Source organism: Thiocystis violacea (assembly GCF_016583565.1).
Classification (GTDB): Bacteria; Pseudomonadota; Gammaproteobacteria; order Chromatiales; family Chromatiaceae; genus Thiorhodococcus; species Thiorhodococcus violaceus_A.
Window position 1 is genome coordinate 1 of the sequence record NZ_NRRF01000041.1, and the last position, 24,823, is coordinate 24,823.

A 24,823-nucleotide genomic window follows, 5' to 3' on the forward strand; every position below is an offset into this window, starting at 1 on the left:
TGAAGGGGTAGGGGGCGGGGAAGTTGTCAGGTGGCAGTTTTCAGTTGTCAGTGGGGGCTGAAGGATGGCCGAATCGTTATGGGGATGAGTTGGGATGGCTGAGATCGTCTTAGAAGGTGTCACCAAGCGATTCGCCGACGGCACGACGGCTGTCCGGGATGCGAGCTTCACCGTGCACGACGGCGAGCTCTTCATCCTGGTGGGTCCATCCGGTTGCGGGAAGTCGACGCTCCTCAACATGATTGTCGGCCTGGAAGATATCAGCAGCGGTGACCTGCGGCTCGACGGCCGCTCGCTGCGCGGTGTCGACCCCAAGGACCGCGACATGGCGATGGTGTTCCAGAGTTATGCACTCTATCCGCACATGAGCGTGCGGGAGAACATCGCCTTTCCGCTCAAGCTGGCGAAACGGCCGGCGGGGGAGGCGGCCGCGCGGGTGAATGAGGTCGCCGAGGTGCTTGGTCTCTCCGGGCTGCTCGATCGCAAGCCGGAGACACTGTCTGGCGGGCAGCGGCAGCGCGTCGCCATGGGGCGGGCGATGGTGCGTCGTCCCAAGGTCTTTCTGCTCGACGAGCCGCTGTCCAATCTGGATGCCCAGTTTCGCGGCCAGATGCGCGTGGAGCTGGCACGCCTGCAGCGTCGGCTCGGGACGACCACGCTCTATGTCACTCACGATCAGACGGAGGCCATGACCCTGGGCGACCGGGTCGCCATCCTGCGCGGCGGCGAGGTCCAGCAGGTTGCGACGCCCCGTGAGCTCTACTCGAATCCGGCCAATCTCTTTGTCGCCGGCTTCATCGGCACCCCGCCCATGAACCTGTTGCCGGGCGCGATCACCGCGGACCGCCTGCTGCTGCCAACCACGGAGATGGCGCTGGGCGCCGAGGTCCGTGCCGCGCTCGACCTGGCGGACGGGCCTGTCGTGGTTGGGATCCGGCCCGAGTCCTTCGTGCCGATTCCCGATGCCGTTGGTGGCGGCGTCTTTCGCGGTATCGTCGACCTTGTGGAGTGGCTTGGTCCGGAACTCTATGTTCACCTCGATCTGGATGAAACCCAGCTCGAACGGCCGACAGCCCTGAATGAAGCGGGTGGTGGCGGTACCGAGTCCGCGGTGCGTCTCATCGCGCGCCTGGCTCCAGGCACGGCCGTTGAGGCGGGCCAGAGGCTGGGGCTTCGGGTTGAGCTTGCCTCTCTGCATCTCTTCCATCCCGCTCTCGGACTCAACCTTCGGCCGGTCTGGCGCGGGTCTGTCGACTGAGTCGTCGTGGCAGGCTGCGCGCCGGCGGGTTTTCCGGTCTCGCTGATCCGGCGTTCATCTCCTCCTGGCACATCCCTGAAATCGGATAGGATGCGCGCTCGTCTTGTTCCAACTCGTCGGCGTTAGACAGGCTTGAGGGTGGCTTTGCGTGGCTGAGAGAGCATCTGGATTCGTGCTGGAAGAGAGGCCGCGCCTTGGCCGTTTGCGTGACTGGGTCCTGGGGGTCGGTCTGTTGGCGGCCTTGACCCTGGTGGTCCACTACACCCTGGGTTGGCGTGCGCTGCTCTCGCCCTGGTTGGCACTTTCGCCCTGGCTGCTCCTCTGGCTCTTCTCGCTCTCGGCGCTCAGTTACGGACTGCGGGCGTTCCGGGTCCAGGACTACTTCCGTCCGCGTTTCGCTGGCAATTTCCTGGTCGTCCTGCGGCTCTCCGTGCTGCACAACACGGCCAACAATCTCCTGCCCATGCGCGCCGGAGAGATGGTTTTCCCCTGGCTGATGCGCCGCTACTTCGGGCAGGGCTTCCTGGACGCCGCGGCCGCGCTCATGTGGATACGGGTGCTGGATCTGCATTTCCTCGGGCTGGTCGCGATCCTCGTGCTCAGCCTCAGCCATCCGTCCTGGCTCTGGTGGGCCCTGGCGATTCTGTGGATCGCTGGACTCTCGCTGATGGTAGTCGTCGCCATGCTTGCCGAGTCACCCTGGTTTGCCGGGGCCGGCAAGATCCGGTCGACGGCGCGGCGCGTGCTCGCCGCCGCGCCGCGCGATCCATGGCTGGTCGCGCGCGTCTATCTGTGGACCGTCCTCATCTGGGTGCTGAAGCTCGCGGCCTTCACCAGCGTGCTCAAGTTCTTCTTGCCGCTCGATCTGGGCCGTCTGCTGGCGGGTGTGCTGGGCGCTGAGCTGTCCAGCGTCCTGCCCTTCCATGGTGTCGCCGGGAGCGGCAGTTATGAGCTAGCCGCGGTCGCCGCGCTCATGCCTTTCGGAATCGATCCCAAGCTCGCATTGGCGGGGGCCGTGAATCTCCATCTGTTTCTGCTCGGCGTAACCCTGATTTTGGGTGGACTCGCCTTCCTGCTGCCGCATCGGACCGCGCCAGCGCAGGCGGTTCGGGAGCAAGCGCCCGCGGCTTCGCCCGAATGATGCTCGATTCCGCGCGCATGCCGCGCGACGGATTCGATGTGCGTGCCCGTCCATGAATACCCGAGTGTATTTATCGAGGCTTATCTTTGATAAAAACTATTGATGGCTACGGAAAAATGCCTATATTCTGGTGCACTGCACAAAAGCACGTTGTGTCGATGCCCTGATCCTCCGCGGGTCTGCGCGTCGTTGTCGCGATCATCGTGGCCGGACCCTCACTGCGATTCGATGAGCCAATGTGCTCTCCGGAAGCGGGGTTGATCGGCTGCGCATCATCAAAGGTCCGAGAATGCAAACATCCAGACCCGTCTTCCTGGACTTGAGGCGCATCAAGCTGCCGCTCCCAGGTGTCGTCTCCATCCTGCACCGCGTCGGCGGCGTGCTCATGGTCTTGTCCATCCCCTTCAGCGCAGCCCTCTTTCATCAGGCGCTCTCCGGACCCGAAGGCTTTGCGGCGACGGTGGCCTTTCTGAGTTCCTGGCCGATCGAACTCGCCCTGCTGGTGCTGACCTGGGGGCTGTTGCATCACCTGCTCGCGGGGATCCGCCACCTGCTCCTCGATATCGGGATCGGGTTGGATCGGCCGGTCGCGCGCAAGACCGCTTGGGTCGTCCTGGCTGGGGCACCGCTGCTCCTGGTGGTTCTGATCGTGTTGGGGGTGATGGAATGAGTCGTCAGGCTTCGGGTCTCATGGCCTGGTTGATGCAGCGGGCGACCGCGGTCTACCTCGCATTCGCGACCAGCTATCTCGTCGTGCATTTCTTCTTCAACGCACCTGCCTCTCACGCCGATCTCGTTGCCTGGGTGACCCGCCCGGCGGTTGCCGTAGGCCTGATCCTCTGCGTTCCCGTCCTGCTGGCCCATGCGTGGGTTGGCGTTCGCGACGTGCTGATCGACTATGTGCATGTGCTCGGGCTGCGCGTCGGTCTGATGCTGGTGTTCGGGTTCGTCTTTCTTGCCTCGGGACTCTGGAGCCTGAAGGCGATCATCACCGCTGGCCTCGGAGGTTAGAGAGCGCATGAGTCTTCCTACACGCCACTTCGATGCCTTGATCATCGGTGCCGGGGGAGCGGGGCTGAACGCCGCGCTCCAGTTGGCGAGCGCCGAGCTGCGCGTCGCCGTGGTCTCCAAGGTCTTTCCGACCCGCTCGCACACGGTTGCCGCCCAAGGCGGGGTGAACGCGGCGCTCGCCAATGTGCTGCCAGACTCCTGGCACTGGCACATGTTCGACACCGTGAAGGGGTCGGACTATCTGGGCGACCAGGATGCCATCGAGTTCATGTGTCGGGAGGCCATCCCGACCGTCTATGAGCTTGAGCACGCGGGTGTGCCCTTCTCGCGGCTGGACAACGGCAAGATCTACCAGCGTGCCTTTGGCGGGCAGAGCCAGAACTTCGGCGGCGACCAGGCGGCGCGAACCTGTGCCGCGGCGGATCGCACGGGCCATGCCATCCTGCACACCCTCTATCAGCAGAACATCCGCGCGCGTACCCATTTCTTCGATGAGTTCTTCGCCGTCGATCTGGTGCGCGATGCCGATGGCATCTGCTGTGGGGCCTTGGTGCTGGAGATCGAGACCGGTGAGCCCCTGCTGATCGAGGCCAAGGCCACGCTGCTGGCCACCGGCGGTTGCGGCCAGGTGTTCCGCACCACGTCCAACGCCCACATCAATACGGGCGACGGTGCCGCCATGGCGCTGCGCGCCGGCATTCCCTTGATGGATATGGAGTTCTTCCAGTTCCACCCGACCGGTATCGCCGGCAAGGGCATGCTCATCACCGAGGGCGTGCGCGGCGAGGGCGGCTATCTGGTCAACAAGGATGGCGAGCGTTTCATGGAACGCTATGCGCCGCGCGCCAAGGATCTGGCCAGCCGCGACGTCGTTTCGCGCGCCATCGTCACCGAGGTCAAGGAGGGACGCGGCTGCGGCGAGAACGGCGACTATGTGATGCTCAAGCTCGACCACCTCGGCGAGGCGGTCATCTCCAAGCGACTGCCGGGCATCCGCGAGTCGAGCAAGATCTTCGCGGGCGCCGATCCCGTCATCGAGCCGATTCCCGTCTTTCCGACCGCACACTATGCGATGGGTGGCATTCCGACCGATCGCTTCGGGCGGGTCGCCATGCCGGCGGGTCACGGCTCGGAGGAGGTGGTGGTCGGGCTCTACGCGGCGGGCGAGTGCGCCTGCGCCTCGGTGCATGGCGCCAATCGTCTCGGCGGCAACTCGCTGCTGGACATCCTGGTCTTTGGCCGGCTCGCGGGCAAGGACATCATCGAGTTCGTGCGTGACAACCCCTATCGACGCAACGCCGATTCCGCGAGCCTGGATCAGGTCATGTCGCGTCTGTCGCGCTGGGACCGCAAGGGCGATGGGATGAGCGTGCATCAGATGCGCGCCGAGCTGCGCAAGTGCATGGAGGATCACGCCGGCGTCTTCCGCACGGAGGAGATCATGGCCGAGGGCTACGAGAAGCTCTGTGAGCTGCGCGATCGGCTCCCGGAGGTGCGTTTGACCGATCATTCCAAGGTCTTCAACACCGCGCGCATCGAGGCGCTGGAGCTCGACAACATGATGGACGTTGGCATGTCGATCGCTGTCTCCGCCCTGCATCGCCAGGAGAGTCGCGGCGCCCACTCGCGTCCGGACTATCCGGAGCGCGACGATCAGGCCTGGCTGAAGCACAGCCTCTACTACCAGGAGGGCGATCGCATGGACTACAAGCCGGTGCGGACCAAGCCCCTGACGGTTGAATCCTTCCCGCCGAAGGAGCGTGTGTACTAATGAAGATCAGTGTTTATCGCTTCAATCCTGACACGGACACGAAGCCGCGGATGCAGGACTATGAGGTCAAGACCTTCCAGGGCATGATGCTGCGCGATGCGTTGCTGGAGGTGAAGAAGCAGGACGAGTCCTTCAGCTTCCGCCATTCCTGTGGCGAGGGCGTGTGCGGCTCCGACGCCGTCAACGCCAACGGGCGCAACGTGCTCTCCTGCGTCACGCCCATCACCGAGCTGAAGTCGCCGATCCTGGTGCGCCCCTTGCCGGGGCGTCCGGTCATCCGCGATCTGGTCGTGGACATGACCCAGTTCTACGAGCAGTACCGCGCGGTCAAGCCCTATCTGGTGCGCAAGGATCCCTTGCCGGAGCAGGAGATCCTGCAGTCGCCGGCGGACCGCGACAAGCTCGATGGGCTCTATGAGTGCATCCTCTGCGGTTGCTGTTCCACCGCCTGTCCGTCCTTCTGGTGGAATCCCGATAAGTTCCATGGGCCGGCGGCGCTGCTGCAGTCCTGGCGCTTCCTCGCGGACACGCGCGACCAGGCGACGGAGGAGCGGCTGGACGCCCTGGAAGGCCCCTACAAGCTGTTCCGCTGCCACAGCATCATGAACTGCGTGGAGGTCTGCCCCAAGGGGCTGAATCCGACCCGGGCCATCGGCCACATCAAGGAGCTGATGCTGGACAAGGGGCTCTGAGTGAACGTGCCGTCCCACGACGAGCAGGAGCAGCTGCGGCGCCTGCGCTGGCAATGCCGGCGCGGGATGCTGGAGCTGGATCACCTCTTGAGCCGCTTTCTCGAGCTGGGCTATCGGGATCTGAGCGAGGCGGATCGGCTGCTGTTCGCGCGTCTGCTGGGCGAGCAGGATCAGGATCTGCACAACTGGCTGGTGTCCAGGTCCGCGATACCGCCGACGCCCTATCTCGAGCTGGCTGAACGTATTCCCGCCGTCGCTGGGGAGCACTCCCCGGGGAACTGACCCTTGGGCTCGCATCGGGATTGGCCCGCGCTCATCATCCGCCCGCGGTTTTCGCCGCGTCTCGCCGTCTTTGCGGCCGCAACCCATTCTTTGGCCTTCATCGTCGTCTGGCTCTTGCCGATCGGCGCCCTGCGTTTCGCGCTGGCCTCGGCGGTCCTGGCCAGTGGCTTCGCTGTCTTCCACGTCCATCTCCTGCGCCGCGCACCCTGGTCGATCCGCTCGGCGACCTGGCAGGCCGATGGCGCCTGGTCCTTGACCCTGGTGTCGGGGCGCGAACTCGACGTGAGCTTGTCGGCCTCCAGCTTCGTCTCGCTGCCCTTGGTCATCCTGAACTTTCGTCGGGGGTGGTGGCATCGTTACGCCTTGCCGCTTGCGGCGGACGCCATGGAGGCCGAGCAGCTTCGTCGTCTGCGCCAGCGTTTGCGGATCGTGGGGACAGGCTCGATTTCGGCTCTGGAGTCGGGCTGAATCGCTTAGAATGACGGCAATCGAGGCCATGAGGATGCAAACAGATGCGGGTTCTGGTGACGGGCGGTGCAGGCTATATCGGCAGCCACACCTGTGTGGAATTGCTGGCGGCGGGGATTCAGGTCGTCGTCGTCGACAACCTCTGCAACAGCAAGGAGGAGGGTCTGCACCGGATTCGAGGCATCACGGGCAAAAGCCTGGGGTTCATCCACGCCGATCTCAGGGATCGCTATGCCTTGGATGCCATCTTCAGCCAGGGTTCTTTCGACGCCGTGATCCATTTCGCGGGGCTCAAGGCCGTCGGGGAGTCGGTCGAGCAACCGCTGTCCTACTATGACAACAATCTCGGCGGCACTCTGACGCTCTGTCACGCCATGGCCGCCGCCGGCGTGAGGCAGCTCGTCTTCAGTTCCTCCGCGACCGTCTACGGTGATCCGGCGTCCGTCCCGATCCGGGAAGACTTTCCTCTCTCGGCGACCAATCCCTACGGGCGCTCCAAGCTCTTCATCGAGGAGATTCTGCGGGATCTCCAGGTCTCGGATCCGTCCTGGAAGATCGCGCTGCTGCGCTACTTCAATCCCGTCGGCGCCCACCCGAGCGGGCGCATCGGGGAAGATCCCAACGGCATCCCCAACAACCTCATGCCCTTCATCGCCCAAGTCGCCGTCGGCAAGCAGCCCAAGCTACGGGTGTTCGGCGATGATTATCCGACGCCGGATGGAACGGGCGTGCGCGACTACATTCATGTGGTCGATCTGGCGCGTGGGCATCTTGCCGCCTTGCGGCGCCTGCAAGACGCCGCGGGCGTGTTCACCTTCAACCTGGGAACGGGACGCGGCTATAGCGTGCTGGAGATGGTCGCCGCCTTCGAGCAGGCGAGTGGTAAGCCGATCCCTTACGAGATCGTTCCACGCCGTGCCGGCGACATTGCGGTCTGCTACGCGGATCCGACGTTGGCGCGCGAGCGGCTCGGATGGCAAGCCGAATACGGGATCCAAGACATGGTCGCGGACGCCTGGCGCTGGCAGTCGGCGAACCCGGATGGCTACGACTGACGAGGCGCGCTTCGGGCTGGCGACCCCTGAGAGGAAGGCGGTTGGTTCGCGGGCGGATGCGCCGCGCCGCGGGCGCTGACGCGGCGGAGAAGGGTTCGGTCAGAGCGGGTCTTGCTCGGTGTCGAGCTGCTGCCTCAGGCCCTCGATCTGCTGGCGGAGGTCCTTGAGCTTGCGGACCTGCTGCTGCAGATACTGAAGCTCCTCCTGCATCCGCATCACGTTCTGCGACTTCTCCCGGCGATTGCGCAGGTCGGCGAGTGCCTGTTTGAGCTCCTGAGAATCCTGCTCGTGGTGCACGAAGGATTGGCGGATCCCAGTCGGGTTGCCGCCGAGGTCGCTGCCGGAGGTGTTGGAGCCGTAGACGCGGTTCAGGATCGCGTCCAGATCGCTATCGAAGCCGGATGGGGTGTTGCGGAACTGCTTCGCCATGGTGATTCGCTACTGATGCCGGTAGAGTGATGCGCAGCGCGGGTAGTTGCCACGATACTTCCACATTCTCTGCATTATAGACGCGGATGCGGCGCCGGAGTGCGATCGCGTCCGCAGAACATCGGTCGATCTCAGGAGTCTCGAATCATGTCTGCAAAACGCGTTGCCGTGGTGACAGGGGCTTATCGTGGTCTCGGGCTTGAGACCTGCCGCCAACTGGCCGACAAGGGTTATCGCGTCGTCCTCACCGCGCGGCGCGAGGCCGAGGGGCGGAAGGCCGCGGCGGGGCTCGCCCAAGGTGGTTTGGATGTCGGATACCAACCGCTCGATGTGACGGATGAGGTCTCGATCCAAGGGCTCGTGGAGGTCGTGAAGCGCGACTTCGGCCGTCTCGATGTCTTGATCAACAACGCTGGGATCTTTCCCGATCCAGCGCCGGGTTCTGGTGCGGAGAGTATCTTCGACGCGAGCCTCGAGACGATCCGCAACGGGCTGGAAACCAACACGCTCGGGGCGCTGCGTCTGTGCCAGTTATTGATTCCGCTGATGAAAGGGTCGGGGCGGGTGGTGAACGTCTCGTCCGGAATGGGGCAGCTGAGCGATATGAACGGCTGTTGCCCTGGCTATCGCCTCTCCAAGACGGCGTTGAATGCGGTCACCCGGATCTTTGCCGACGAGCTGCGCGGGTCGGATGTGAAGATCAACTCCGTGTGTCCTGGCTGGGTGAGGACCGAGATGGGCGGGGCGGCAGCGCCGCTGGACGTCATTGAGGGTGTGCGCGGGATCTTATGGGCGGCGACCCTTCCGGAGAACGGTCCCAGTGGTGGCTTCTTCCGTCATGGCGAACCAATTTCTTGGTAGGACGGTGGTTTTGCTGCGTTTGGACGGTCAGTCTTGGCCGTTGCGCAAGCGGGTGATCGCTGTGTTCGCATCCAATCGACGCACCCAGATGTCGAGCTTCGCGAGATCCTGCGGAAGCGCGGCGGCCGCTGCCTCGGCGGATGCCTGCGTCGGGTGCAGGCTGTGGATCAGCACGAACCAGGGACGGTCTTGATAGCTGGTCGTCTGGTAGTAGACCTCGGTGGAGATCTGGTGCTCCTTGACGAACTGCCTGAGGGAGTCGAGGGAGAAAAAGCCCATGAGTTGGACGGTGAAGGGCGTGTCGCCGACCTGCAGTTGCGCGGGCTCCTGGGCATCCTTGCTCGCTCGCTCCGCCGTCGTCGCCGGTCCCTCCTCGGGCTGGGATGGCAACTCGGGCATCTCGGCGGCCGGCTCTTCCGCCGAGGGCTCGGTCGCTGCCTCGGACACCAAGGTCGGCTCCGGTGTGGGCTTCGCATCCGCGGTGGGCGGCTGCGTGGCACCGGGCGATTGGGTCGCCTCCTCACTGAGCGTCTGACCAGCCGCGCCCGAGGGCGTGGCGGGTGACGGCGTCGGCGCCGCTTGCGTGGTGTCGGCGGTTGCCGGCTTGCTCGCCAGGTCGGGCGAATCTCGCTCTTGTGGCGGTATCGGTTCTTCCGCATCGCCGAGTCGCTCCAGCGAAACGGAGAGCTGATCGACCGTTTCGGAGAGCTCGCTGAGCTTCTGGCGCGTGAGTGGCTCCGTGCTCGATGCCTGTGGGATCTCGATATCCTTCAGCGACTGCCGGAGCCCTTCGATCTCAGTGGACAACGACTGTTTCACGCCGTTGAGCTGGACGTAGACGAAGGCCATGGCGCTCCCGGCGAGGAGCAGGAACAACAACAGCAGCACGGTGATCAGGGTCGATTGCCGTTTGAAGCGTTCATCCAGCTCATCGCGCTGTGCCTGGTGGATGCGCTGCAAGCGTGTCGCCGAGTGGCGCCGATCGTCATCGACATCGGCGATGCGCGCCACCAGGGACACCTCGGTATCTTGAAAGGCAATCTTCTGTTGCTGCAGCTCCTCGGCGAGTCGTCGGACCTCGCCCGCCAGTGCCTCGAGACTGGTTGGCTGCGCGCCACTGGCGGCAGGTTCTGGCGCCTTCCCGCCCGGCTTCGCCTCTGTCTTCTCCGCCGGTGCGTCCTTCGGTGTCGATGGATCCCGGAGATCCTTGTCGTTCATGTTTTCCATTGGGCTACTTTCCCACGGCTGGCTTGATGGAGCGGCCTTTTCAGATCACGCGCGGGACGAGCCGATCACGTCCCCAGGCTTGCCGTCGCTCGAAGGTCGCAGGTGTCCGCATCCCTGTCGGCAGCGGCAACTAGCCGATCGCGACCAGCTCGAGCGCGAAGGTCAGATGCCTCCCTGCGAGCGGATGGTTGCCGTCGATGGTGACCTGCTCGTCGTCGAACGCCTTGACCGTGAACGAGATGGGCAGGCCGTCCGGGCTCTCGGCGCTGAGAACCATGCCGGCCTTGAGGTCGAGGTCGTCCGGGATCGCCGAGCGGGGAACCTGCTGGGTCATCTCCTCGTTGTAATCGCCATAGGCTGAATCGGGCGCGATGGTGACGGTCTTTTGCTCGCCGATGGCCATCCCGGTGACGGCCGTCTCGAAGCCAGGGATGATCCCGCCGTCACCGATCCTGAACTCGATGGGCTCACTCCCGGTGGTGGAATCGAAGACGGTCCCATCCTCGAGTGTGCCCGTGTAGTGGATCTTGACGGTATCGCCGATCTTGGCTTCAGACATGAACAAGGCTCCTCTCTTCTATAGTGTACCCGCCGGTTGCGACGAACGAGCGCACGCATTGCGCAGTGGCTGAACGCTGGCGTGTCGAGACGGGCGATGGGTGCTAGGTTAGTCCGCACTCTAGAGCAGCCGCCCTGGTAGTGCAAACCAGGGCGGCTGTCGCGCGCAGGTCGTCAGTGGGCCGTCGGCGACGGGCTTTCAGCGGTTCGCGGTGACGCTTCTCAGGGCTGCGCGTGCGCGATTGCTCGGCACCGCGAAACCGATGCCGACGTTGCCACCGCTCGGGCCGATGAGCGCGGTGTTGATGCCCACCACCTCGCCGGCCAGACTGATCAGTGGCCCACCCGAGTTGCCGGGGTTGATCGAGGCGTCGGTCTGGATGAGTTCGCCGAGGCGACTGCCCGCCACGCCACTGCGTCCAACGGCGCTGACGATGCCCATGGTGACCGTCTGTCCCAGGCCGAATGGATTGCCGATGGCGATCACGAAATCGCCGACCTCCAGACGGTCTGAATTCCCCAACCTCAACGGACGCACGTCGATCGGGGGAATCTTGAGGATCGCGACGTCGGTAGACGTGTCCGAACCGATGCGGCGGGCACGGAAGGTGCGCCTGTCCTTGAGGGTCACGATGATCTTGGTCGCGTCCTTGAGCAGGTGGTTGTTGGTCATGACGTAGCCATTGGCCGCGTCGACGATGACCCCAGAGCCCATGCTCTTGCGCCGCTCGTTGGGATCGATTTCGGGCGCCTCCACGCCAATGCGGTCCAGGAAGCGGCGGAATTCCGGGTCACGCATGAACGGGTGATCGTCGTCTTGGACCTTGGATTCGACCGAGATGTTCACCACGGCTGGCGTCACCTGCCGCATGAGCGAGGCCAGCGACGGGAAGCCACCGGTGGTCTGACCCAGCAGCAGGCCTGCGGGACTTCGCGAGTCCAGCGGCGAGGATTCGGGCGGCGGTGGCGTCGCGCAGGCGGCAAGCGCCAAGACGACCACTGCGCTGAGGCCGAGACCTAACAGTCGGAGCCCAAATCGAGTGAGGGTGCGATTTCGTTCAAGCAATGTGGGCATCGGCGGTTCCTAGCGCGGGAGTCTCTCGGAGCAGAGCGGTCGATCAGCGTACCAGACTGCTCGCGACGCGACGCCTCAGGTTGTACTCGACGGGTTGGTTGATGAGCAGCGCAAAGGGCGCCCAGACACCCTTGCGGCGGACATAGCCCGCATAGCAGCTGACCCCGCGCAAGGAGCCCGTCTTGGCGCGTACATTGGGGTTGCCTTCCTGCTCAGGTAGCAGGTCGCGGTAAGGTGCGAAGGCCTCCACGACGTCGACGAGCTGGCGGGCGCTCAGGCGGTTGGCGCGGGAGAGGCCGGCGCCGTCGTCGATGCGGAAATCACGCCAGCCGAAACGCTGGCGCGCGAAGTTCGTCATGCGCTGTTTGGCGGCGGCCATGGTCACCTGGCCGCGGCCCTCGGGCTCGGCGAGGCGCAGGAAGAGCGCATTGGCGATGAAATTGTTCGAATACTTGAGCATCGGCTTGAGCATGTCGGAGAGGGTGCGGCTATTGCTATGCCGATAGACCAGCCGCGCGCCGGCGGGAACCGGGGCGTTCTTCTGCCGATCCTGCACCGCGATGCCGGCGCCCGCGAGCTTGGCGGCGAGCAGCTCGCCGAAATAGCGCACGGCGATGTCGCGCTCGCGCAGATTCACGCGTTGCTTGCCGGCCCCGCCCGCCAAGCCGAAGCGGCGCGCGGTGGCGGTCAGCTCGGTCTGGGTCTCCGCGCTGCGGATCTGATCGCCGTTGCGCACCAGATTGATGGTGTTGAAGTTCGCCGCGAGCGCGGTGACCGGTGCATCGTAGGGATTGTCCGACGAGGAGCGGCCGGCGATCTCGACGTCCGGGCCGAAAAAGCTGTCATCCAGCCCGATGCCGGAGACCTGGCGCACCCCGTTCTTCTTCAGCATGGGCACGACCCGATCCAGTTCCTCGGAGACGAGGTAGGGGTCGGCATAGCCCTTCACCCAGAGCCAGCCACTGCCGTCCTGAAAGAAGTCGGTCTCGAAATGATGGTTCGGCCCCCAGGTCTGGAGCGCGGCGAAGGCGGTCAAGAGCTTCATGGTCGAGGCGGGGACCCGCGGTGTGTCGGCCTGATAGGCGATCAGATCGCGGCCTTGTTCTTTGAGGAGCAGGCTTGCCTGGCCGAGACCCTTGACCTGGCCGACGGGGTCGGAAGCGGCAGTCGCCGCGCCCACGCAGGCCAGCGAGAGCAGCATTGGCAGCAGCCAGGGGAAGGGGTGTGTCCGTCGCGAATGGGGGGCTGAAGTCTTCATGAGGAGGCGAACGCCGTGAGTCCGTGAAACCGCCGAGGCGAGATGACCCGATAGCATAGCCCAGATTCGCCTGCGTGAGCCCATGTCGTGGATGCGTGGATTGCAGTCATGCCCCGCCGGGCGCTACCGGGCGCATCCTCGTCCGCCCGCTGGGCGGGTTCAGGCCGCTCCGGTGCCGTTCGCTCGCAGGGTTTCGGATGCGCGCATGCCCCGGCCCTTCGAGGTCAAGTCTGGAGCCGGCAGGGCGAGCAGTTCGGGATGAAGATGCTCGCCGATGCGCACAGGATCTGGCGCGTCCAGCCAGGGAACCACCCCGATGCAGGGCGCCTCGATCAGGGCGGCGAGGGTCGCCAGGTTGGCGTCCTTCACAAGCATCTCGGGCTCCACCTGGTTGGCGACCCAGCCGGCGAGTCTGACCCCCTGGCTCCGGATGCTCTCGACCGTCAGCAGGGCGTGATTGAGGCAGCCGAGCTTGAGACCGATGACCAGGATCACCGGCAGATCCAGCGCCTTCGGGATGTCCGCCAGGGTGAGTTCGGGACCCAGGGGGACGCGCCAGCCGCCAACGCCTTCGACCAGGATCAGATCGGCCTCTTCGCGCAGCGATGCGTAGGCGTGCGCGATCGTCGAGACGGAGATCTGGATGCCCGCCTCGCCGGCGGCGATGTGGGGGGCGATCGGCGGCGCGAAGGCGAAGGGGTTGATGAGACCGTAAGGTGCCTCGGTGCTGCCCTGGGCGAGGATGCGCAGCGCGTCCGGGTTGCGCAGTCCGCCGTCCTCGGACTGGCATCCCGTCGCGACCGGCTTCATGCCGAGGACGGCGAGCCCCCTGGACTGCAGGGCGGACATGAGTCCCAGGGTGATCTCGGTCTTGCCGCAGCTCGTATCGGTCCCCGTGATGAAGACACCCGAGGCCCGCTCCTGACGACGCTTGGGACGTGCTGGCATCAGCGCGCCTGCTTGCGTCCGCCGATCGCGCTGAGCGCAATGGCGACGCCTCCGCTCACGGGCCTCTGCAGGGGCGCCCAGGCATGGCCGTAGATCACCTCGTAGCTGGCCGGGAGTCGGCCGGCGCTGCGGTGCAGCTCGTAGGCATCCGCAAGCGCGGCGATGCGCGCGCGGCCGGTGAGTGCGCGCGGGCGCTGCTCGGTGGCGTTGTGGGCGCCCAGCACCTTGAGGTCGCGCATGAGGTCGTGCACCCGCGCGTAGGTCAGCGTCAGGCGCTCGGCATCCATGACCGTGTCGGTGAAGCGGGCCTCTGTGAGGGTGTCGCCGATGTCGTGCATGTCGAGGAAGGGGCTCACGTGGCTGTGGGCATCCACCTGGCTCCAGGCGTCGCGGAGTTCTCTCAGGGTGTCCGGTCCGAAGGTGGTGAACATGAAGAGACCGCCGGGTCTGAGAATGCGCAGACATTCGCCAAAGGTGCCCAGCAGGTCATTGCACCACTGAAAGGTGGCGTTCGAGACGATGAGATCGACGCTGGCGTCCGCGAGCGGCAGGCGCTCCGCATCCGCGCAGATGCACGCGGGCCGGCGCATCCAGTGGCCGCGCCGACGCGCCTGGAGGAGCATGCCATGGGCGAAGTCCAGGGCGAGCACGCGCGCGCGGCGATAGCGCCGCTGGAGGCGGTCGACGGCGTATCCGGTGCCCGTGCCCAGGTCGAGGATGCGTGCCGGCTCCAGGCGCACATAGTCCAGCCGTTCCAGCATGCGGTCGGCGATTTCGCGCTGGAGCACGGCCACGCTGTCATAGTCCGCCGCCGCGCGCTCGAAGCTGCGGCGCGCCCGGGTTTTGTCGATCAGGCTCATCTCGGGTGCTGTCTGGGGTTGTGGGGGCGCGTTGAAGGCGATGTGGGGTGAATGGCGCATGAAGGCGGTTCGTCCAGCTCGGGCGGCATTGAAGGTCGAGGCCCTGGGGTCATCGGCGCCGTCGGTCGGGGAAAGGATCCGAGGCTCGCTCGTCGGCTATGACCCCAGCGCATCGAGAAAGGTCCGGATCGCCTGGCCGGTCTGCTCCGGGTGCGACAGATGGGGTGCGTGGGCGGCGCCGGCGATGACCTGGGTCGTCGCGGCTGGCATCAGCATTTCGATCCGCTCGGCGACGCGCGCGGGCACCAGGGTGTCGTGGGTGCCGAAGAGCCAGAGTGCCGGGCAGCGGATGTCCGGGAGACGTCCGCGCAGGTCGCCCTCTCGGAGCACGTCCAGACCCAGCGACAGGGCCTTGGGGTCCGGCTCCGGTCGGCCGACGAGCGCTTGGCGCAGCGTTCGCAGGGTCTCGCGGGCGTCGTCGCTGCCGCGTACCTGCAGGGCGAGGAAGCGCGCCAAGGTCCCGGCGGGGTCGGCGCTCAAGCCATCGTGGAACTGCGCGAGCGTCGCCTCCGGCATGGCCGGCATCCAGTCGGTGGCTTGCACGAACCTGGGCGTGGCGGTGAGCAGAACGAGGCCGGCGACGCGTTTGGGTGCGCGCAATGCCGCCATGGCGGCGATGAGTCCGCCGAGCGACCAGCCGAGCCAGACGGCACGGTCTGGCGCCGCGGCCAGACAGGCGTCCGTCCAACTCCAGAGGTCAGCCTGTTCGGGTGCCAGGGGATGTCCGCCGTGCCCCGGCAGGTCCAGGGGGACAGGGTCTAACCCGCCCCACAGGTGGCTCGGGCAGGCGTCCCAAATGCCCGCGTGCATGCCCCAGCCATGGAGCATGACCAGCTTGCCGCCGCCCACGTCGGCCTGATTGGAATGATCTGAAGGTCTTGGCGCGTTCATGGATAAGTCGATCTCAATCCTGTTGCATGGGCAGTCGGCCCAAGGCATCGAGCAGTCGGTCGATATCCGACTCGCAATGGGCCGCCGAGAGGGTCAGCCGCAATCGGGCGGTGCCCTCGGGGACCGTTGGTGGGCGGATGGCGCCGACCAGGATGCCCGCCGACTCGAGCGCCTGGCTCCAGGCCAGGGCGCGGCTGGCGCTCCCCGCGAGCAGCGGCTGGATCGGCGTCCGCGAGTCGGCGAGCGTCAGTCCCAGTTCGGCGGCGCCGTGCCTGAAGCGCGCGATGAGCGCGTGCAGCCGCTCGCGTCGCCAGTCGTCCCGCTCCGCGATCTCGAGCGCCTTGAGCGTCGCCTCGGCCAGCGCGGGTGGGGTGGCCGTGGTGTAGACGTAGCTGCGCGCACCCTGGATCAATGTCTCGATCAGCGCCTCGGAGCCCGCCACGAAGGCGCCGAAGGTGCCGAAGGCCTTGCCCAGTGTGCCCATGAGGATGGGCACCTCTGCCGCATCCAGCCCGAAGTGATCGACGCAGCCGCGTCCGCCGCGCCCGAGCACGCCCATCCCATGGGCGTCGTCGACCATGAGCCAGGCGCCCGCGCGTTGCGCGAGGGCCGCGAGCCGAGGCAGCGGGGCCAGATCGCCGTCCATGCTGAAGACGCCATCCGTGACGATCAGGCGGGGGGAGGCGGAGCCGATCAGCCGCTCCAGCGCCGCACAGTCCCCATGGGGGTAGCGTTTCAGTGTGGCGCGCGAGAGCAGGGCGCCGTCGAGGAGCGAGGCGTGGTTCAGCCGGTCCTCGAACAGGGTGTCGCCGCGGCCCGCGAGGGCCGTGATGACCCCGAGGTTCGCCATGTAGCCGGTCGAGAAGAGCAGCGCCCGGGGTCGCCCCGTCAGCTCGGCCAAGGCCTCTTCCAGCGCATGATGCGCGCGGCTGTGGCCGTTCACCAGATGTGCGGATCCGCTCCCGACGCCCCAGCGCTGCGCGCCCTCGCGCAGCGCGGCCACGACCTCCGGGTGGTTCGCCAGGCCCAGGTAGTCGTTGCTGCAGAAGCTGAGCATGGGCCGGCCCTCGACGACGGCATGGGGCTGCTGCGGGGCCTCCTGAATGCGGCGTCGGCGATAGAGGGCCTTGGCCTCCAGCTGGCCGAGTCGCGAACGCAGTTCCGCGTCCCCTGTCTGGTGCATCGTCTGGCGGCCGGGCTTAGCTGAGGGTGCGAGGGGTCGAGGAGCCCAGGGTGCTCACAGGGAGATCCGGTGCTCCGTCGTCTTGTTGCAAGCACCGGGATCGGTGCGCTCGGCCTCGACTTCCTCGAAGGACAGCCCCAGGCGATCCAAGAGTTGGCGGTCCCGGTCGGACTCGGCATTGGGCGCGGTCAGCAGCCGCTCGCCATAGAAGATGGAATTGGCGCCCGAGAGGAAGCACAGCGCCTGCAACTCGTCGCTCATCTCGCTGCGTCCCGCCGAGAGCCGCACATAGGAGGCCGGCATCAGGATGCGCGCGACCGCCACCACCCGCACCAGCTCGAATGGATCGAGCGCCTCGCGACCGAAGAGCGGGGTCCCCTCGACCTGGACCAGCAGATTGATGGGCACGGATTCCGGATGGGCCGGCAGGTTCGCCAGCTGCCTCAGCATGGAGGCGCGATCGCGGCGCGATTCGCCCATGCCCAGGATGCCGCCGCTGCAGGTCTTGAGGCCGACCGCGCGGACATGTTCCAGCGTATCCAGGCGATCCTGGTAGGTGCGTGTCGTGATCACCTGCCCATAGAATTCGGGTGAGGTGTCCAGATTGTGGTTGTAGTAGTCCAGGCCGGCGTCTTTCAGTCGGTGCGCCTGAGCGGCGGTCAGCATCCCCAGGGTGACGCAGGTCTCCATGCCGAGCGCATGGATGCCCTCGACCATCCGCACCACCTTCTCCAGGTTCTTATCCGTCGGGTTGCGCCAGGCGGCGCCCATGCAGAAACGCGTCGCGCCCCCGTGCCGCGCCTGCTGCGCGATCTCGAGGACATCCTCGACCGGCATCAGCGGCTCGGGCTCCAGCTGGGCCTCATGTTTCGCGCTTTGCGCGCAATAGCCGCAATCCTCCGGGCAGGCACCGGTCTTGATGCTCAGCAGCGTGCTGACCTGGATGCGATTGGGGTCGAAATGGGCGCGATGCACGCCCTGGGCGCGGAACAGCAGGTCACTGAACGGCAGATTCAGCAGGGCCTCGACCTCGTCGAGGGTCCAGTCGTTGCGCAGCGGGGTTCGCGTGTGGGTCGATAGCATGAGGAGTCAGTCGTGGACAGGGCGTTCCTGCTTGGCACGGACAGGGCCGCCGAAAAAAGAATGCCACTCTAGCGAGTCCGGGTATCTTGTCAACCGAAAAGCGTGGTTTTGGTTGACAGCCGGGCCTGACCGATTGGGATTGACGTCGCAGCCTCGCGTTTCTTCCGGTCTTGCCTGAACATTGGCGGCTGGCTCCGTGGACCTTCGGGAGATCGCCGCGATGATGAGCACGCCTGGCTGGAGGCTGATGCGAACGCTCGGATTCAACCGACTGATCGAGCGGCTCTATCCGCCGACCTGTCTGCTCTGCGGCGCGCCAGGCGAGGGCGGGCGCGACCTCTGCGCCGGGTGCCGGAGTGAGCTGCCGTGGAATCTCAACGCCTGCGCGCGCTGTGCGCTGCCCTTCGATGTCGCCGTTCCGGCCGGCACCCTGTGCGGTGCCTGTCAGAAGAAGCCCCCGGCGTTCGATCGCTGTGTGACCGCCTTTCGCTACGAGCAGGCGGTTCCGGCCCTGGTGGTCGGCGCCAAGTTCCGCGGCCAGCTCAATGCGGCGCGGCTGCTCGGTGAGTGCCTGGCGGTGCGCATCCATGAGGCGACGGGCGCGGCGGGAGGCGGGCGGCCGGACGTCCTCATCCCGGTCCCGCTGCATCGCAGGCGTCTGCGTCAGCGCGGCTATAACCAGGCGTTCGAGATCGCGCGAAGCCTCGGTCGGGCCTTGAATCTGCCCGTCGATGCGGGATGCTGCGCGCGCCTCATGGCGACGCCCCCGCAAGCCGGTCTCGACGAGCGCGCGCGGCGGCGCAACATCCGCGGCGCCTTTGCGGTGACGGCGTCCCTCGCCGGTGTCAGCGTCGCCGTTGTCGACGATGTGGTCACGACCGGCAGCACGGTCAATGAGCTGAGCCGGATCCTGGCCGCCGCGGGCGCCGCGCGGGTCGAGGTCTGGGCGGTCGCGCGGACCCCCTAAGGAACTGTCCGTCTTCTACTGCCGATTCGAGCCTGGTGACGAAGCTCCAGCTTCGTCACCCGCGAGACGAAGCTCCGCTTCGCGAACTCGAGGATCCGCGCCTGGATCGACTCAATCAAGGGCCGGAAGCCGCCGAAGTCGTGAAGCAGAGCTTCATCGCTGAGGTCACGAAGCTGGAGCTTCGTGACCAGAAAAGCGGGAAGCAATTGATGGACAGTCCCTAAGTTTCCTCCGTGCCGCTGAGGCTAGAGGTTAAACAAGGGTCGCGCGTCGATACGCTGGTCGATGGCGGTCAGCATCCGCTGGTAGGCCTGCGTCTTCGGGTCGCCGAAACGGCTGGTGAAGCTGTCGCGGCTCATGCCTTCCGGGAGTCCGTCGATCGGCGGCATGAAGTCGTCCGCCGTCAAGCCGCGGGCGGCGACCTGCTGCAGGCGGCGCGCGCTGGCCGGGCTTTGGGTCGCGAGCTGCGCGAAACGGATCCCGGCCCGGTTCGCCGTCATGTCCGCGAAGCTGAAGCCGCTGCCGCCGTCGGAGTCGGAGACCTCCTTGTACCAGCCGATGAGGCTGGAAAGGGTGTCGTTCCCCTGGACGGCGAGCGCGGCGGATGTCATGAAGTGTTGGCCGAGGTCGCGGCGACCGCGCAGCAGCACGACGCGCGGCCGTTTGGCGTTGCCCGTGTCGGCCTCCGCGGGGTCATGCATGACGCGTCCGTTGACATAGGCGGCCAAGGCGAGGATGACCGCGCGATTGGAGGTCACCGGATCGGTTGCCTGATCCGCGTCCGCCGCGGCGAGCAGCGCGGCGAGCAGGTCCGCGAGCTCGATCGGTTTGCGACGCGGTTTGTCGGCCGTCAAGGTTTCCAACCGAGCCTGATAGCGCAGGACGTGGGGGAGGTCCGCCGCCGCGACCAGGCCGCTGCCGAGGTGCTCCAGCATGTAGGGTCGCCACGCGTAGCTGACGAGGATCCGATCCCTTTGGATCTGGACCTGATCGAGGATCTGCGCGCGCTCGACCGCGCCCAAGGCTTGCTCGACCAGCGTCTGGGCCAGCACGCCCGGAATCGGAAGGCCAGCGATCCGTGCCGAGGCGATCCGAGGCAGTGGGTCGCCCTCGACGACGCTGAGATCGAGATTGAGATAGCTCTGGACCTGATCGAACGGCAGTCGCAGCGACACCAGGATCCGCGCGCCGCCCTGACCCAGATGCACGTGACCACGTCCCTGGCCGATCTTGTCGACCAAGGCATTGAGCAGCAGATTCGCCTCGCGCTCGTTCAGGCTGAGGCTGTTCAGCCCCTCGGAGCGGTTCGCGCTGGGCCGGTTCACGGCGATCCAGCGCTGCACCCAGGCGCGCTCGGCCGCGGTGATGTGCATGTCCGTTTCCAGCAGCGGACGGCTGTCCAGGATGACGAGCGCGGCCAAGCCGATGCCGGCGGCGATGGCGATGCCGCACAGCCAAACCAGGGTTTTGATCAGGACGTTCATGAAGCGGGACATGACTCCGTTACAGCGATATTCAGGACGGGTTTGGATGCCTGCAAGCGCCCGGGGGCTATTCCAGCACGGAGCCCGGCGCGCGGACGTTGCGCATCCTCACATCGCCCACGCACAGTATGATCAGGTGCATGACATGACATCAGGTGATTGACATGACTGAGATCCGATCCTTCGAGGGCAAGCAACCGCGGATCGCAGCCGATGCCTGGATCCACCCGAGCGCGGTCGTGATCGGCGACGTCCACCTCGGGCCTGGGTCGTCCATCTGGCCCCTGTGCGTGGTGCGCGGCGACATCCACCGCATCGAGATCGGCACCGAGACCAATATCCAGGATGGCAGTATCCTGCATGTCTCGCACGACAGCCGCTTCATGCCGGGCGGGGCGCCGATCCTCATCCATGATCGCGTGACCGTCGGACATCAGGTCGTGCTGCATGGCTGCGAGATCCAGCACCACTGTCTGGTCGGTATCGGCGCCCGCGTGCTCGATCGCGCCCTGCTGGAGCCCTGGACCATGCTGGGTGCCGGGGCGCTGGTGACACCTGGGCAAGTGCTCGAGGGCGGTTATCTCTGGCTCGGGACGCCCGCCCGCCGCGCGCGGACACTGACCGACCGGGAGCTCGAGTATCTGGACTATGTCGCCGGCAACTATGTTCGGCTCACCCAGGCCTATCGGGCCGAGCAGGAGGCGGCGCCTTGAGGTCGGCTCGCCGCAAGCGGCGACGCGCGACCCGCTCGCGTGACACGGCGCCGACTCCCTCAAGCCACCGCTTCCGCCTCCTCGGGAACGCGGTTCACATCGACTGCGACCAGCAGCTCGTGCGCCCCCCCGCCATAGAAGATCCCACGCAGCGGCGTGACGTCCTGGAAGTCGCGGCCGATCGCGGTGGTGATGTACTGCTCGGACGAGAGCTGGTCGTTGGTCGGGTCGAAGTCGATCCAGCCGACATCCGGCAGCAGGATCGAGAACCAGGCGTGCGAGGCGTCGGCGCCCTGGAGCTTGACTTGGCCTGGCGGCGGCAGCGTCTCCAGATAGCCGCTGACGTAACGGGCCGGCAGGCCGAGCCCGCGCAGGCCGGCGATGGCGACATGGGCGAAGTCCTGGCAAACACCGCGGCGCTTTTCCATAACCTCCGCGATTGGCGTTGCGATTGTGGTCGAGGCTGGGTCGTACTCGAACTCGCGGAAGATTCGGCCCATGAAATCCCGCGTCGCCTCAAGGATGGGCCGACCCTTGGTGAAGGAGACGGCCGCATACTGAGTCGCGGAGGCTTCCAGCGGGATGTGCGCCGACGGGAGGCTGAAGATGCGGGCATCCGTCATCATGCCGTCGCCCTTGTCGTAGAGACGCTCGGCCACGTTTTCCCAGGGCGGTGTACGGTCGGCCTCTGGCGGGGGTAGGGGGGTAATCTCCACCTCGCTGGTGGCCGTGACCTCCAGCGCCTTGTGTGCCTGCTGGATGGAGAAGTAGCTGACGCGGTTGCCGAAGAAGTCCTCGTGCTCGCGACTCACGGACGGCCAGGGATCCACCCGCACGCTCGACGCCAGGCAGCGCTGGGTGCGGGTCTGAATCGGCTTGAGATGCGCGATGCTGTGGCAGAGCGAGACCGGCTCGGCATACTGATAGCGCGTGACGTGATGGATGCGGTACTTCATGGCGTCGGGCTCCCGGTCCGACGCAGGAGACTGTGTGGCTGCTCCTCGTGGCGGAAATATTGGCCAGTGATGGCATCCGAGATGGCCGCTAGCTGCTCGGTGAGCTCGACCAGCATCCGCGCCAGCGCAACCCGCCGCTCGCTTTGCTTCTCGACCTGAATGAGGGCGTCGATCTCCGCGAGCCGGATGTCGGTCAGGCTGCGCATCACCAGCTTCTCGACCGCGGTGCGTCCGACTGCCAGATCGCCGCGCGGGAGCTCGGTGACCAGCTTCTGGAGCATGACGATCTGGTAGGCGAGGGCGCGCGGATTGCCTTCGTCCTGGAAGACTAGGTCGAGCAGGGCGCCGACCCGCGTGCCGCCCCGATAGCGCCGGCGATAGGTGATGACGCTGTCGGTGATCCCCAGAACGGCCTCGATCACCATGTTTTCGTCCTGCTCGGGTGAGGTCGGGACCAGGGTTGAGAGCAAGAGACTGGCGATGGCCGCGCCGCGTTCCAGTCGCCGGCCGACCTCCAGGAAGTGCCAGCCCTCGTTGTGGGTCATGTTCTCCTGGCTCAGCCCGGAGAAGGCGACGAGCGCGGTGACCAATGGGTCCAGCTCGTCGAGTGCCTGGGACAACTGGGCGGGCGGATGCTCGGAGAGGCTCGCCTGCAGCGACTCGATGTTGCCGATGACCCGCCAGGTGTCGCCGGAGAGGCGGTCGCGCACCGAGTAGGCGGCCTGCCCGAGGGCTTGCAGTGTTTGCGGCAGGCTGCCCAGCCGATTGCGGTCCGAGATCAGGGAGAGCAGTTCCGGGACGGGCTCGCGCAGACGTTTCTCGGACCCCTCGCCGACGAAGCCCGGGAAGGATTGCGTCTGATTCGTCAGCGCCTCCAGCAGCGGGCGCAGGCAGGAGGAGGCCGCCTTGGCGAGCGGGACGTCGCTGCGCTCGGCGTACTTGAAGATGGTGATGCGCAGCAGACGCACCAGTCCCTCGGCGCGCTCGGCGTAGCGACCGATCCAGAAGAGGTTGTCCGCCACGCGGCTGGAGACGGCGCTCTCCTGCACCACCGCGGGCGTCATCAGCATCTCGTTCGCCGGTAACAGACTCTCCTGGCGCTCCGGCTCCGAGGCGAGCACCCAGACGTCCTTGCCCAGCCCGCCGAGGTGGCTCGAGACGCCGGTGCTCTCGTTCCCCAAGGTCACGCGGCCGAGTCCGCCGGGCATCACGGTGTAGCCGTCGTCCTCGGCCATGAGGAAGGTGCGCAGCACCGTGGGGCGTGGCTCCAGGTGCTGGCCGATCAGCGCCGGCGCGGTCGAGGGTTGGATGCGCTCTTGCGCGACATAGCGCGAGGGATGCGCCTGGATCGCCTGGGCGAGCTTCTTGCGTGCCTCCGGGCTCATGGTGCCCGGTGCGAGGAAGGGTTGGCTGGAGGGACCGGAGATCGACTTGACGAGGAGCTGGTCCAGATTGTCCAGCACGTGCTCGCGTGATGCCGGGTCGCCGCACCACCAGGTCGGGATGTCCGGCAGCACCAGCTCCTCGCCGAGCAGGTGCTGACAGAGCTGTGGCAGGAAGGCCATGAGCGCGTCGTGCTCCAGCACGCCGCTGCCCAGGGCATTGGCCAGGGTGACGTTGCCGGCGCGCGCGGCCTGCACCAGACCGGGGATGCCGAGGAAGGAGTCTTCCCGCAGCTCCAGCGGGTCGCACCAGATGTCGTCGACCCGGCGCAGGACGGCGTCGATGCGCTCGAGCCGCCCCAGGGTGCGCAGCCAGAGCGCGCCGTCGCGCACCGAGAGGTCGCCACCCTGCACCAGGGTGTAGCCCAGGTAATTCGCCAGATAGGCGTGCTCGAAATAGGCCTCGTTCTGCGGTCCAGGGGTCAAGAAGACGACCCGTGCATCCTCGGCCCGCTGCGGGGCGATCTGCGTGAGGGTGCGGCGCATGGAGCGGAAGAAACCGGCCAGCCGGTGGACATGCGAGTCGCGGAACAGGCTCGGCAGTACGCGCGAGAGCACCACCCGGTTCTCCAGCGCATAGCCCGCGCCCGGGGGGCTCTGGGTGCGGTCCCCGATCACGCGCCAGCGCCCGTCCGGCAGGCGCGTGAGGTCGGCCGCATAGTGCACCAGCGGCCGTCCGCCCGGGATCTCGATGCCATGGCAGGGCAGGAGGTAGCCCGGATGGCCGTCGATCAGCTCTGCCGGCAGCAGCTCCAGTCGGATGAGGTCGCGCGGGCCGTAGAGGTCGAGCAGGATGAGGTTGAAGAGCTCCGCGCGCTGGATGAGGCCGCGCTCCAGCTCGGCCCATTCCTCGCTGCGAATCATCAGCGGCAGCAGGTCCAGCTCCCAGGAGCGTGACATCCCCTGCGGATCGCCGTGCAGGTTGTAGGTGACCCCATTGTCGCGGATGAGGCGCGAGGCCTCGCGCCAGCGCTCCTCGATGCCGGCGGGTCCCAGGGTCCGCAGCGCGTCGAGGAAATACTGCCAGTGCGGACGCACCTCCCCCTCGGCCGTGCGCATCTCGTCGTAGCAGCCCGCTAAAGGGGCGTAAGCGTCCACCAGACTCGGTTGGTCGGGCGGGGGCGCCAGGTCGGCTAAAGGCATTGGGTGA

Annotated in this window: 26 protein-coding genes; 13 read left to right on the top strand and 13 right to left on the bottom strand. The window is 66.3% G+C overall.

The window, feature by feature from the left end:
* The first annotated feature begins 94 nt into the window (after nt 1–94).
* From CKO23_RS15780 to galE, 9 genes are all read left to right on the top strand, one after another.
* On the top strand, nt 95–1,258 hold the full coding sequence (locus tag CKO23_RS15780; RefSeq protein WP_200332778.1) for an ABC transporter ATP-binding protein: 1,164 nt from the start codon (nt 95–97) through the stop codon (nt 1,256–1,258).
* A 148-nt stretch (nt 1,259–1,406) separates the two neighbouring features.
* Nucleotides 1,407–2,399: a lysylphosphatidylglycerol synthase domain-containing protein gene (locus CKO23_RS15785; protein ID WP_200332779.1), complete on the top strand. Its 993-nt coding sequence runs from the start codon at nt 1,407–1,409 to the stop codon at nt 2,397–2,399.
* A 289-nt stretch (nt 2,400–2,688) separates the two neighbouring features.
* Nucleotides 2,689–3,069, top strand: coding sequence for a succinate dehydrogenase, cytochrome b556 subunit (gene sdhC / locus CKO23_RS15790; protein WP_200332780.1), 381 nt, complete (start codon nt 2,689–2,691; stop codon nt 3,067–3,069).
* On the top strand, nt 3,066–3,410 hold the full coding sequence (gene sdhD / locus CKO23_RS15795; RefSeq protein ID WP_200332781.1) for a succinate dehydrogenase, hydrophobic membrane anchor protein: 345 nt from the start codon (nt 3,066–3,068) through the stop codon (nt 3,408–3,410). The genes sdhC and sdhD overlap by 4 nt, the downstream gene beginning before the upstream one ends.
* Nucleotides 3,411–3,417: 7 nt before the next feature.
* The gene (gene sdhA, locus CKO23_RS15800; protein WP_200332782.1) at nt 3,418–5,181 is read left to right on the top strand and encodes a succinate dehydrogenase flavoprotein subunit; all 1,764 of its coding nucleotides are present in this window, start codon (nt 3,418–3,420) and stop codon (nt 5,179–5,181) included.
* Nucleotides 5,181–5,873: a succinate dehydrogenase iron-sulfur subunit gene (locus CKO23_RS15805; protein WP_200332783.1), complete on the top strand. Its 693-nt coding sequence runs from the start codon at nt 5,181–5,183 to the stop codon at nt 5,871–5,873. The genes sdhA and CKO23_RS15805 overlap by 1 nt, the downstream gene beginning before the upstream one ends.
* Nucleotides 5,874–6,155 (top strand): succinate dehydrogenase assembly factor 2, encoded by a 282-nt coding sequence (locus CKO23_RS15810; protein WP_200332784.1) that lies wholly within the window; start codon nt 5,874–5,876, stop codon nt 6,153–6,155.
* Between the two features lie 3 nt (nt 6,156–6,158).
* On the top strand, nt 6,159–6,623 hold the full coding sequence (locus CKO23_RS15815; protein WP_207168573.1) for a protein YgfX: 465 nt from the start codon (nt 6,159–6,161) through the stop codon (nt 6,621–6,623).
* Nucleotides 6,624–6,667: 44 nt separating this feature from the next.
* A complete protein-coding gene (galE, locus tag CKO23_RS15820; protein WP_200332785.1) occupies nt 6,668–7,678 on the top strand; it encodes a UDP-glucose 4-epimerase GalE in 1,011 nt (336 codons plus the stop codon).
* Between the two features lie 99 nt (nt 7,679–7,777).
* On the opposite strand, the gene CKO23_RS15825 is transcribed toward galE, so the two are convergent.
* Entirely contained in the window at nt 7,778–8,107 is a 330-nt protein-coding gene (locus CKO23_RS15825) for a hypothetical protein (protein WP_200332786.1), read from the bottom strand.
* 147 nt (nt 8,108–8,254) lie between these two features.
* Between CKO23_RS15825 and CKO23_RS15830 the strand changes: the two genes are divergently transcribed.
* Entirely contained in the window at nt 8,255–8,968 is a 714-nt protein-coding gene (locus CKO23_RS15830; protein ID WP_200332787.1) for an SDR family oxidoreductase, read from the top strand.
* A 27-nt stretch (nt 8,969–8,995) separates the two neighbouring features.
* Here the strand turns inward: CKO23_RS15830 and CKO23_RS15835 are convergent, their stop codons facing one another.
* From CKO23_RS15835 to bioB, 9 genes are all read right to left on the bottom strand, one after another.
* Nucleotides 8,996–10,195 carry an SPOR domain-containing protein gene (locus CKO23_RS15835; protein ID WP_200332788.1) on the bottom strand — a complete coding sequence of 400 codons (1,200 nt, stop codon included), beginning with the start codon at nt 10,193–10,195 and terminating at the stop codon, nt 8,996–8,998.
* 130 nt (nt 10,196–10,325) lie between these two features.
* Nucleotides 10,326–10,754 carry an FKBP-type peptidyl-prolyl cis-trans isomerase gene (locus CKO23_RS15840; RefSeq protein WP_200332789.1) on the bottom strand — a complete coding sequence of 143 codons (429 nt, stop codon included), beginning with the start codon at nt 10,752–10,754 and terminating at the stop codon, nt 10,326–10,328.
* Nucleotides 10,755–10,952: 198 nt separating this feature from the next.
* Entirely contained in the window at nt 10,953–11,828 is an 876-nt protein-coding gene (locus CKO23_RS15845) for a trypsin-like peptidase domain-containing protein (protein ID WP_200332790.1), read from the bottom strand.
* 43 nt (nt 11,829–11,871) lie between these two features.
* Entirely contained in the window at nt 11,872–13,086 is a 1,215-nt protein-coding gene (locus tag CKO23_RS15850) for a D-alanyl-D-alanine carboxypeptidase/D-alanyl-D-alanine-endopeptidase (RefSeq protein ID WP_200332791.1), read from the bottom strand.
* A gap of 159 nt (nt 13,087–13,245) precedes the next feature.
* Nucleotides 13,246–14,034 carry a dethiobiotin synthase gene (gene bioD / locus CKO23_RS15855; RefSeq protein ID WP_200332792.1) on the bottom strand — a complete coding sequence of 263 codons (789 nt, stop codon included), beginning with the start codon at nt 14,032–14,034 and terminating at the stop codon, nt 13,246–13,248.
* Nucleotides 14,034–14,894 carry a malonyl-ACP O-methyltransferase BioC gene (gene bioC / locus CKO23_RS15860; protein WP_200332814.1) on the bottom strand — a complete coding sequence of 287 codons (861 nt, stop codon included), beginning with the start codon at nt 14,892–14,894 and terminating at the stop codon, nt 14,034–14,036. Before bioC ends, bioD begins: the two co-directional genes overlap by 1 nt.
* Before the next feature lie 156 nt (nt 14,895–15,050).
* Entirely contained in the window at nt 15,051–15,845 is a 795-nt protein-coding gene (gene bioH, locus CKO23_RS15865) for a pimeloyl-ACP methyl ester esterase BioH (RefSeq protein ID WP_200332793.1), read from the bottom strand.
* A gap of 13 nt (nt 15,846–15,858) precedes the next feature.
* The gene (gene bioF / locus CKO23_RS15870) at nt 15,859–17,028 is read right to left on the bottom strand and encodes an 8-amino-7-oxononanoate synthase (protein WP_200332794.1); all 1,170 of its coding nucleotides are present in this window, start codon (nt 17,026–17,028) and stop codon (nt 15,859–15,861) included.
* A gap of 54 nt (nt 17,029–17,082) precedes the next feature.
* Nucleotides 17,083–18,111, bottom strand: a complete 1,029-nt coding sequence (gene bioB, locus CKO23_RS15875) for a biotin synthase BioB (protein WP_200332795.1) — start codon at nt 18,109–18,111, stop codon at nt 17,083–17,085.
* 247 nt (nt 18,112–18,358) lie between these two features.
* Here bioB and CKO23_RS15880 point away from each other — a divergent pair, with 247 nt between their 5' ends.
* Nucleotides 18,359–19,078, top strand: a complete 720-nt coding sequence (locus CKO23_RS15880) for a ComF family protein (protein WP_200332815.1) — start codon at nt 18,359–18,361, stop codon at nt 19,076–19,078.
* Nucleotides 19,079–19,113: 35 nt separating this feature from the next.
* Complete coding sequence (locus CKO23_RS15885) at nt 19,114–19,302, top strand: hypothetical protein (protein ID WP_200332796.1); 189 nt, start codon at nt 19,114–19,116, stop codon at nt 19,300–19,302.
* Between the two features lie 21 nt (nt 19,303–19,323).
* Here the strand turns inward: CKO23_RS15885 and CKO23_RS15890 are convergent, their stop codons facing one another.
* Nucleotides 19,324–20,562, bottom strand: a complete 1,239-nt coding sequence (locus CKO23_RS15890) for a hypothetical protein (RefSeq protein WP_200332797.1) — start codon at nt 20,560–20,562, stop codon at nt 19,324–19,326.
* Between the two features lie 164 nt (nt 20,563–20,726).
* Between CKO23_RS15890 and CKO23_RS15895 the strand changes: the two genes are divergently transcribed.
* On the top strand, nt 20,727–21,275 hold the full coding sequence (locus CKO23_RS15895) for a gamma carbonic anhydrase family protein (protein ID WP_200332798.1): 549 nt from the start codon (nt 20,727–20,729) through the stop codon (nt 21,273–21,275).
* Between the two features lie 59 nt (nt 21,276–21,334).
* Here CKO23_RS15895 and CKO23_RS15900 read toward each other — a convergent pair whose 3' ends face one another.
* Both CKO23_RS15900 and CKO23_RS15905 read right to left on the bottom strand, forming a co-directional pair.
* The gene (locus CKO23_RS15900; RefSeq protein WP_200332799.1) at nt 21,335–22,231 is read right to left on the bottom strand and encodes a transglutaminase family protein; all 897 of its coding nucleotides are present in this window, start codon (nt 22,229–22,231) and stop codon (nt 21,335–21,337) included.
* Nucleotides 22,228–24,816 (bottom strand): circularly permuted type 2 ATP-grasp protein, encoded by a 2,589-nt coding sequence (locus CKO23_RS15905; RefSeq protein ID WP_200332800.1) that lies wholly within the window; start codon nt 24,814–24,816, stop codon nt 22,228–22,230. The genes CKO23_RS15900 and CKO23_RS15905 overlap by 4 nt, the downstream gene beginning before the upstream one ends.
* Nucleotides 24,817–24,823 lie beyond the last annotated feature (7 nt).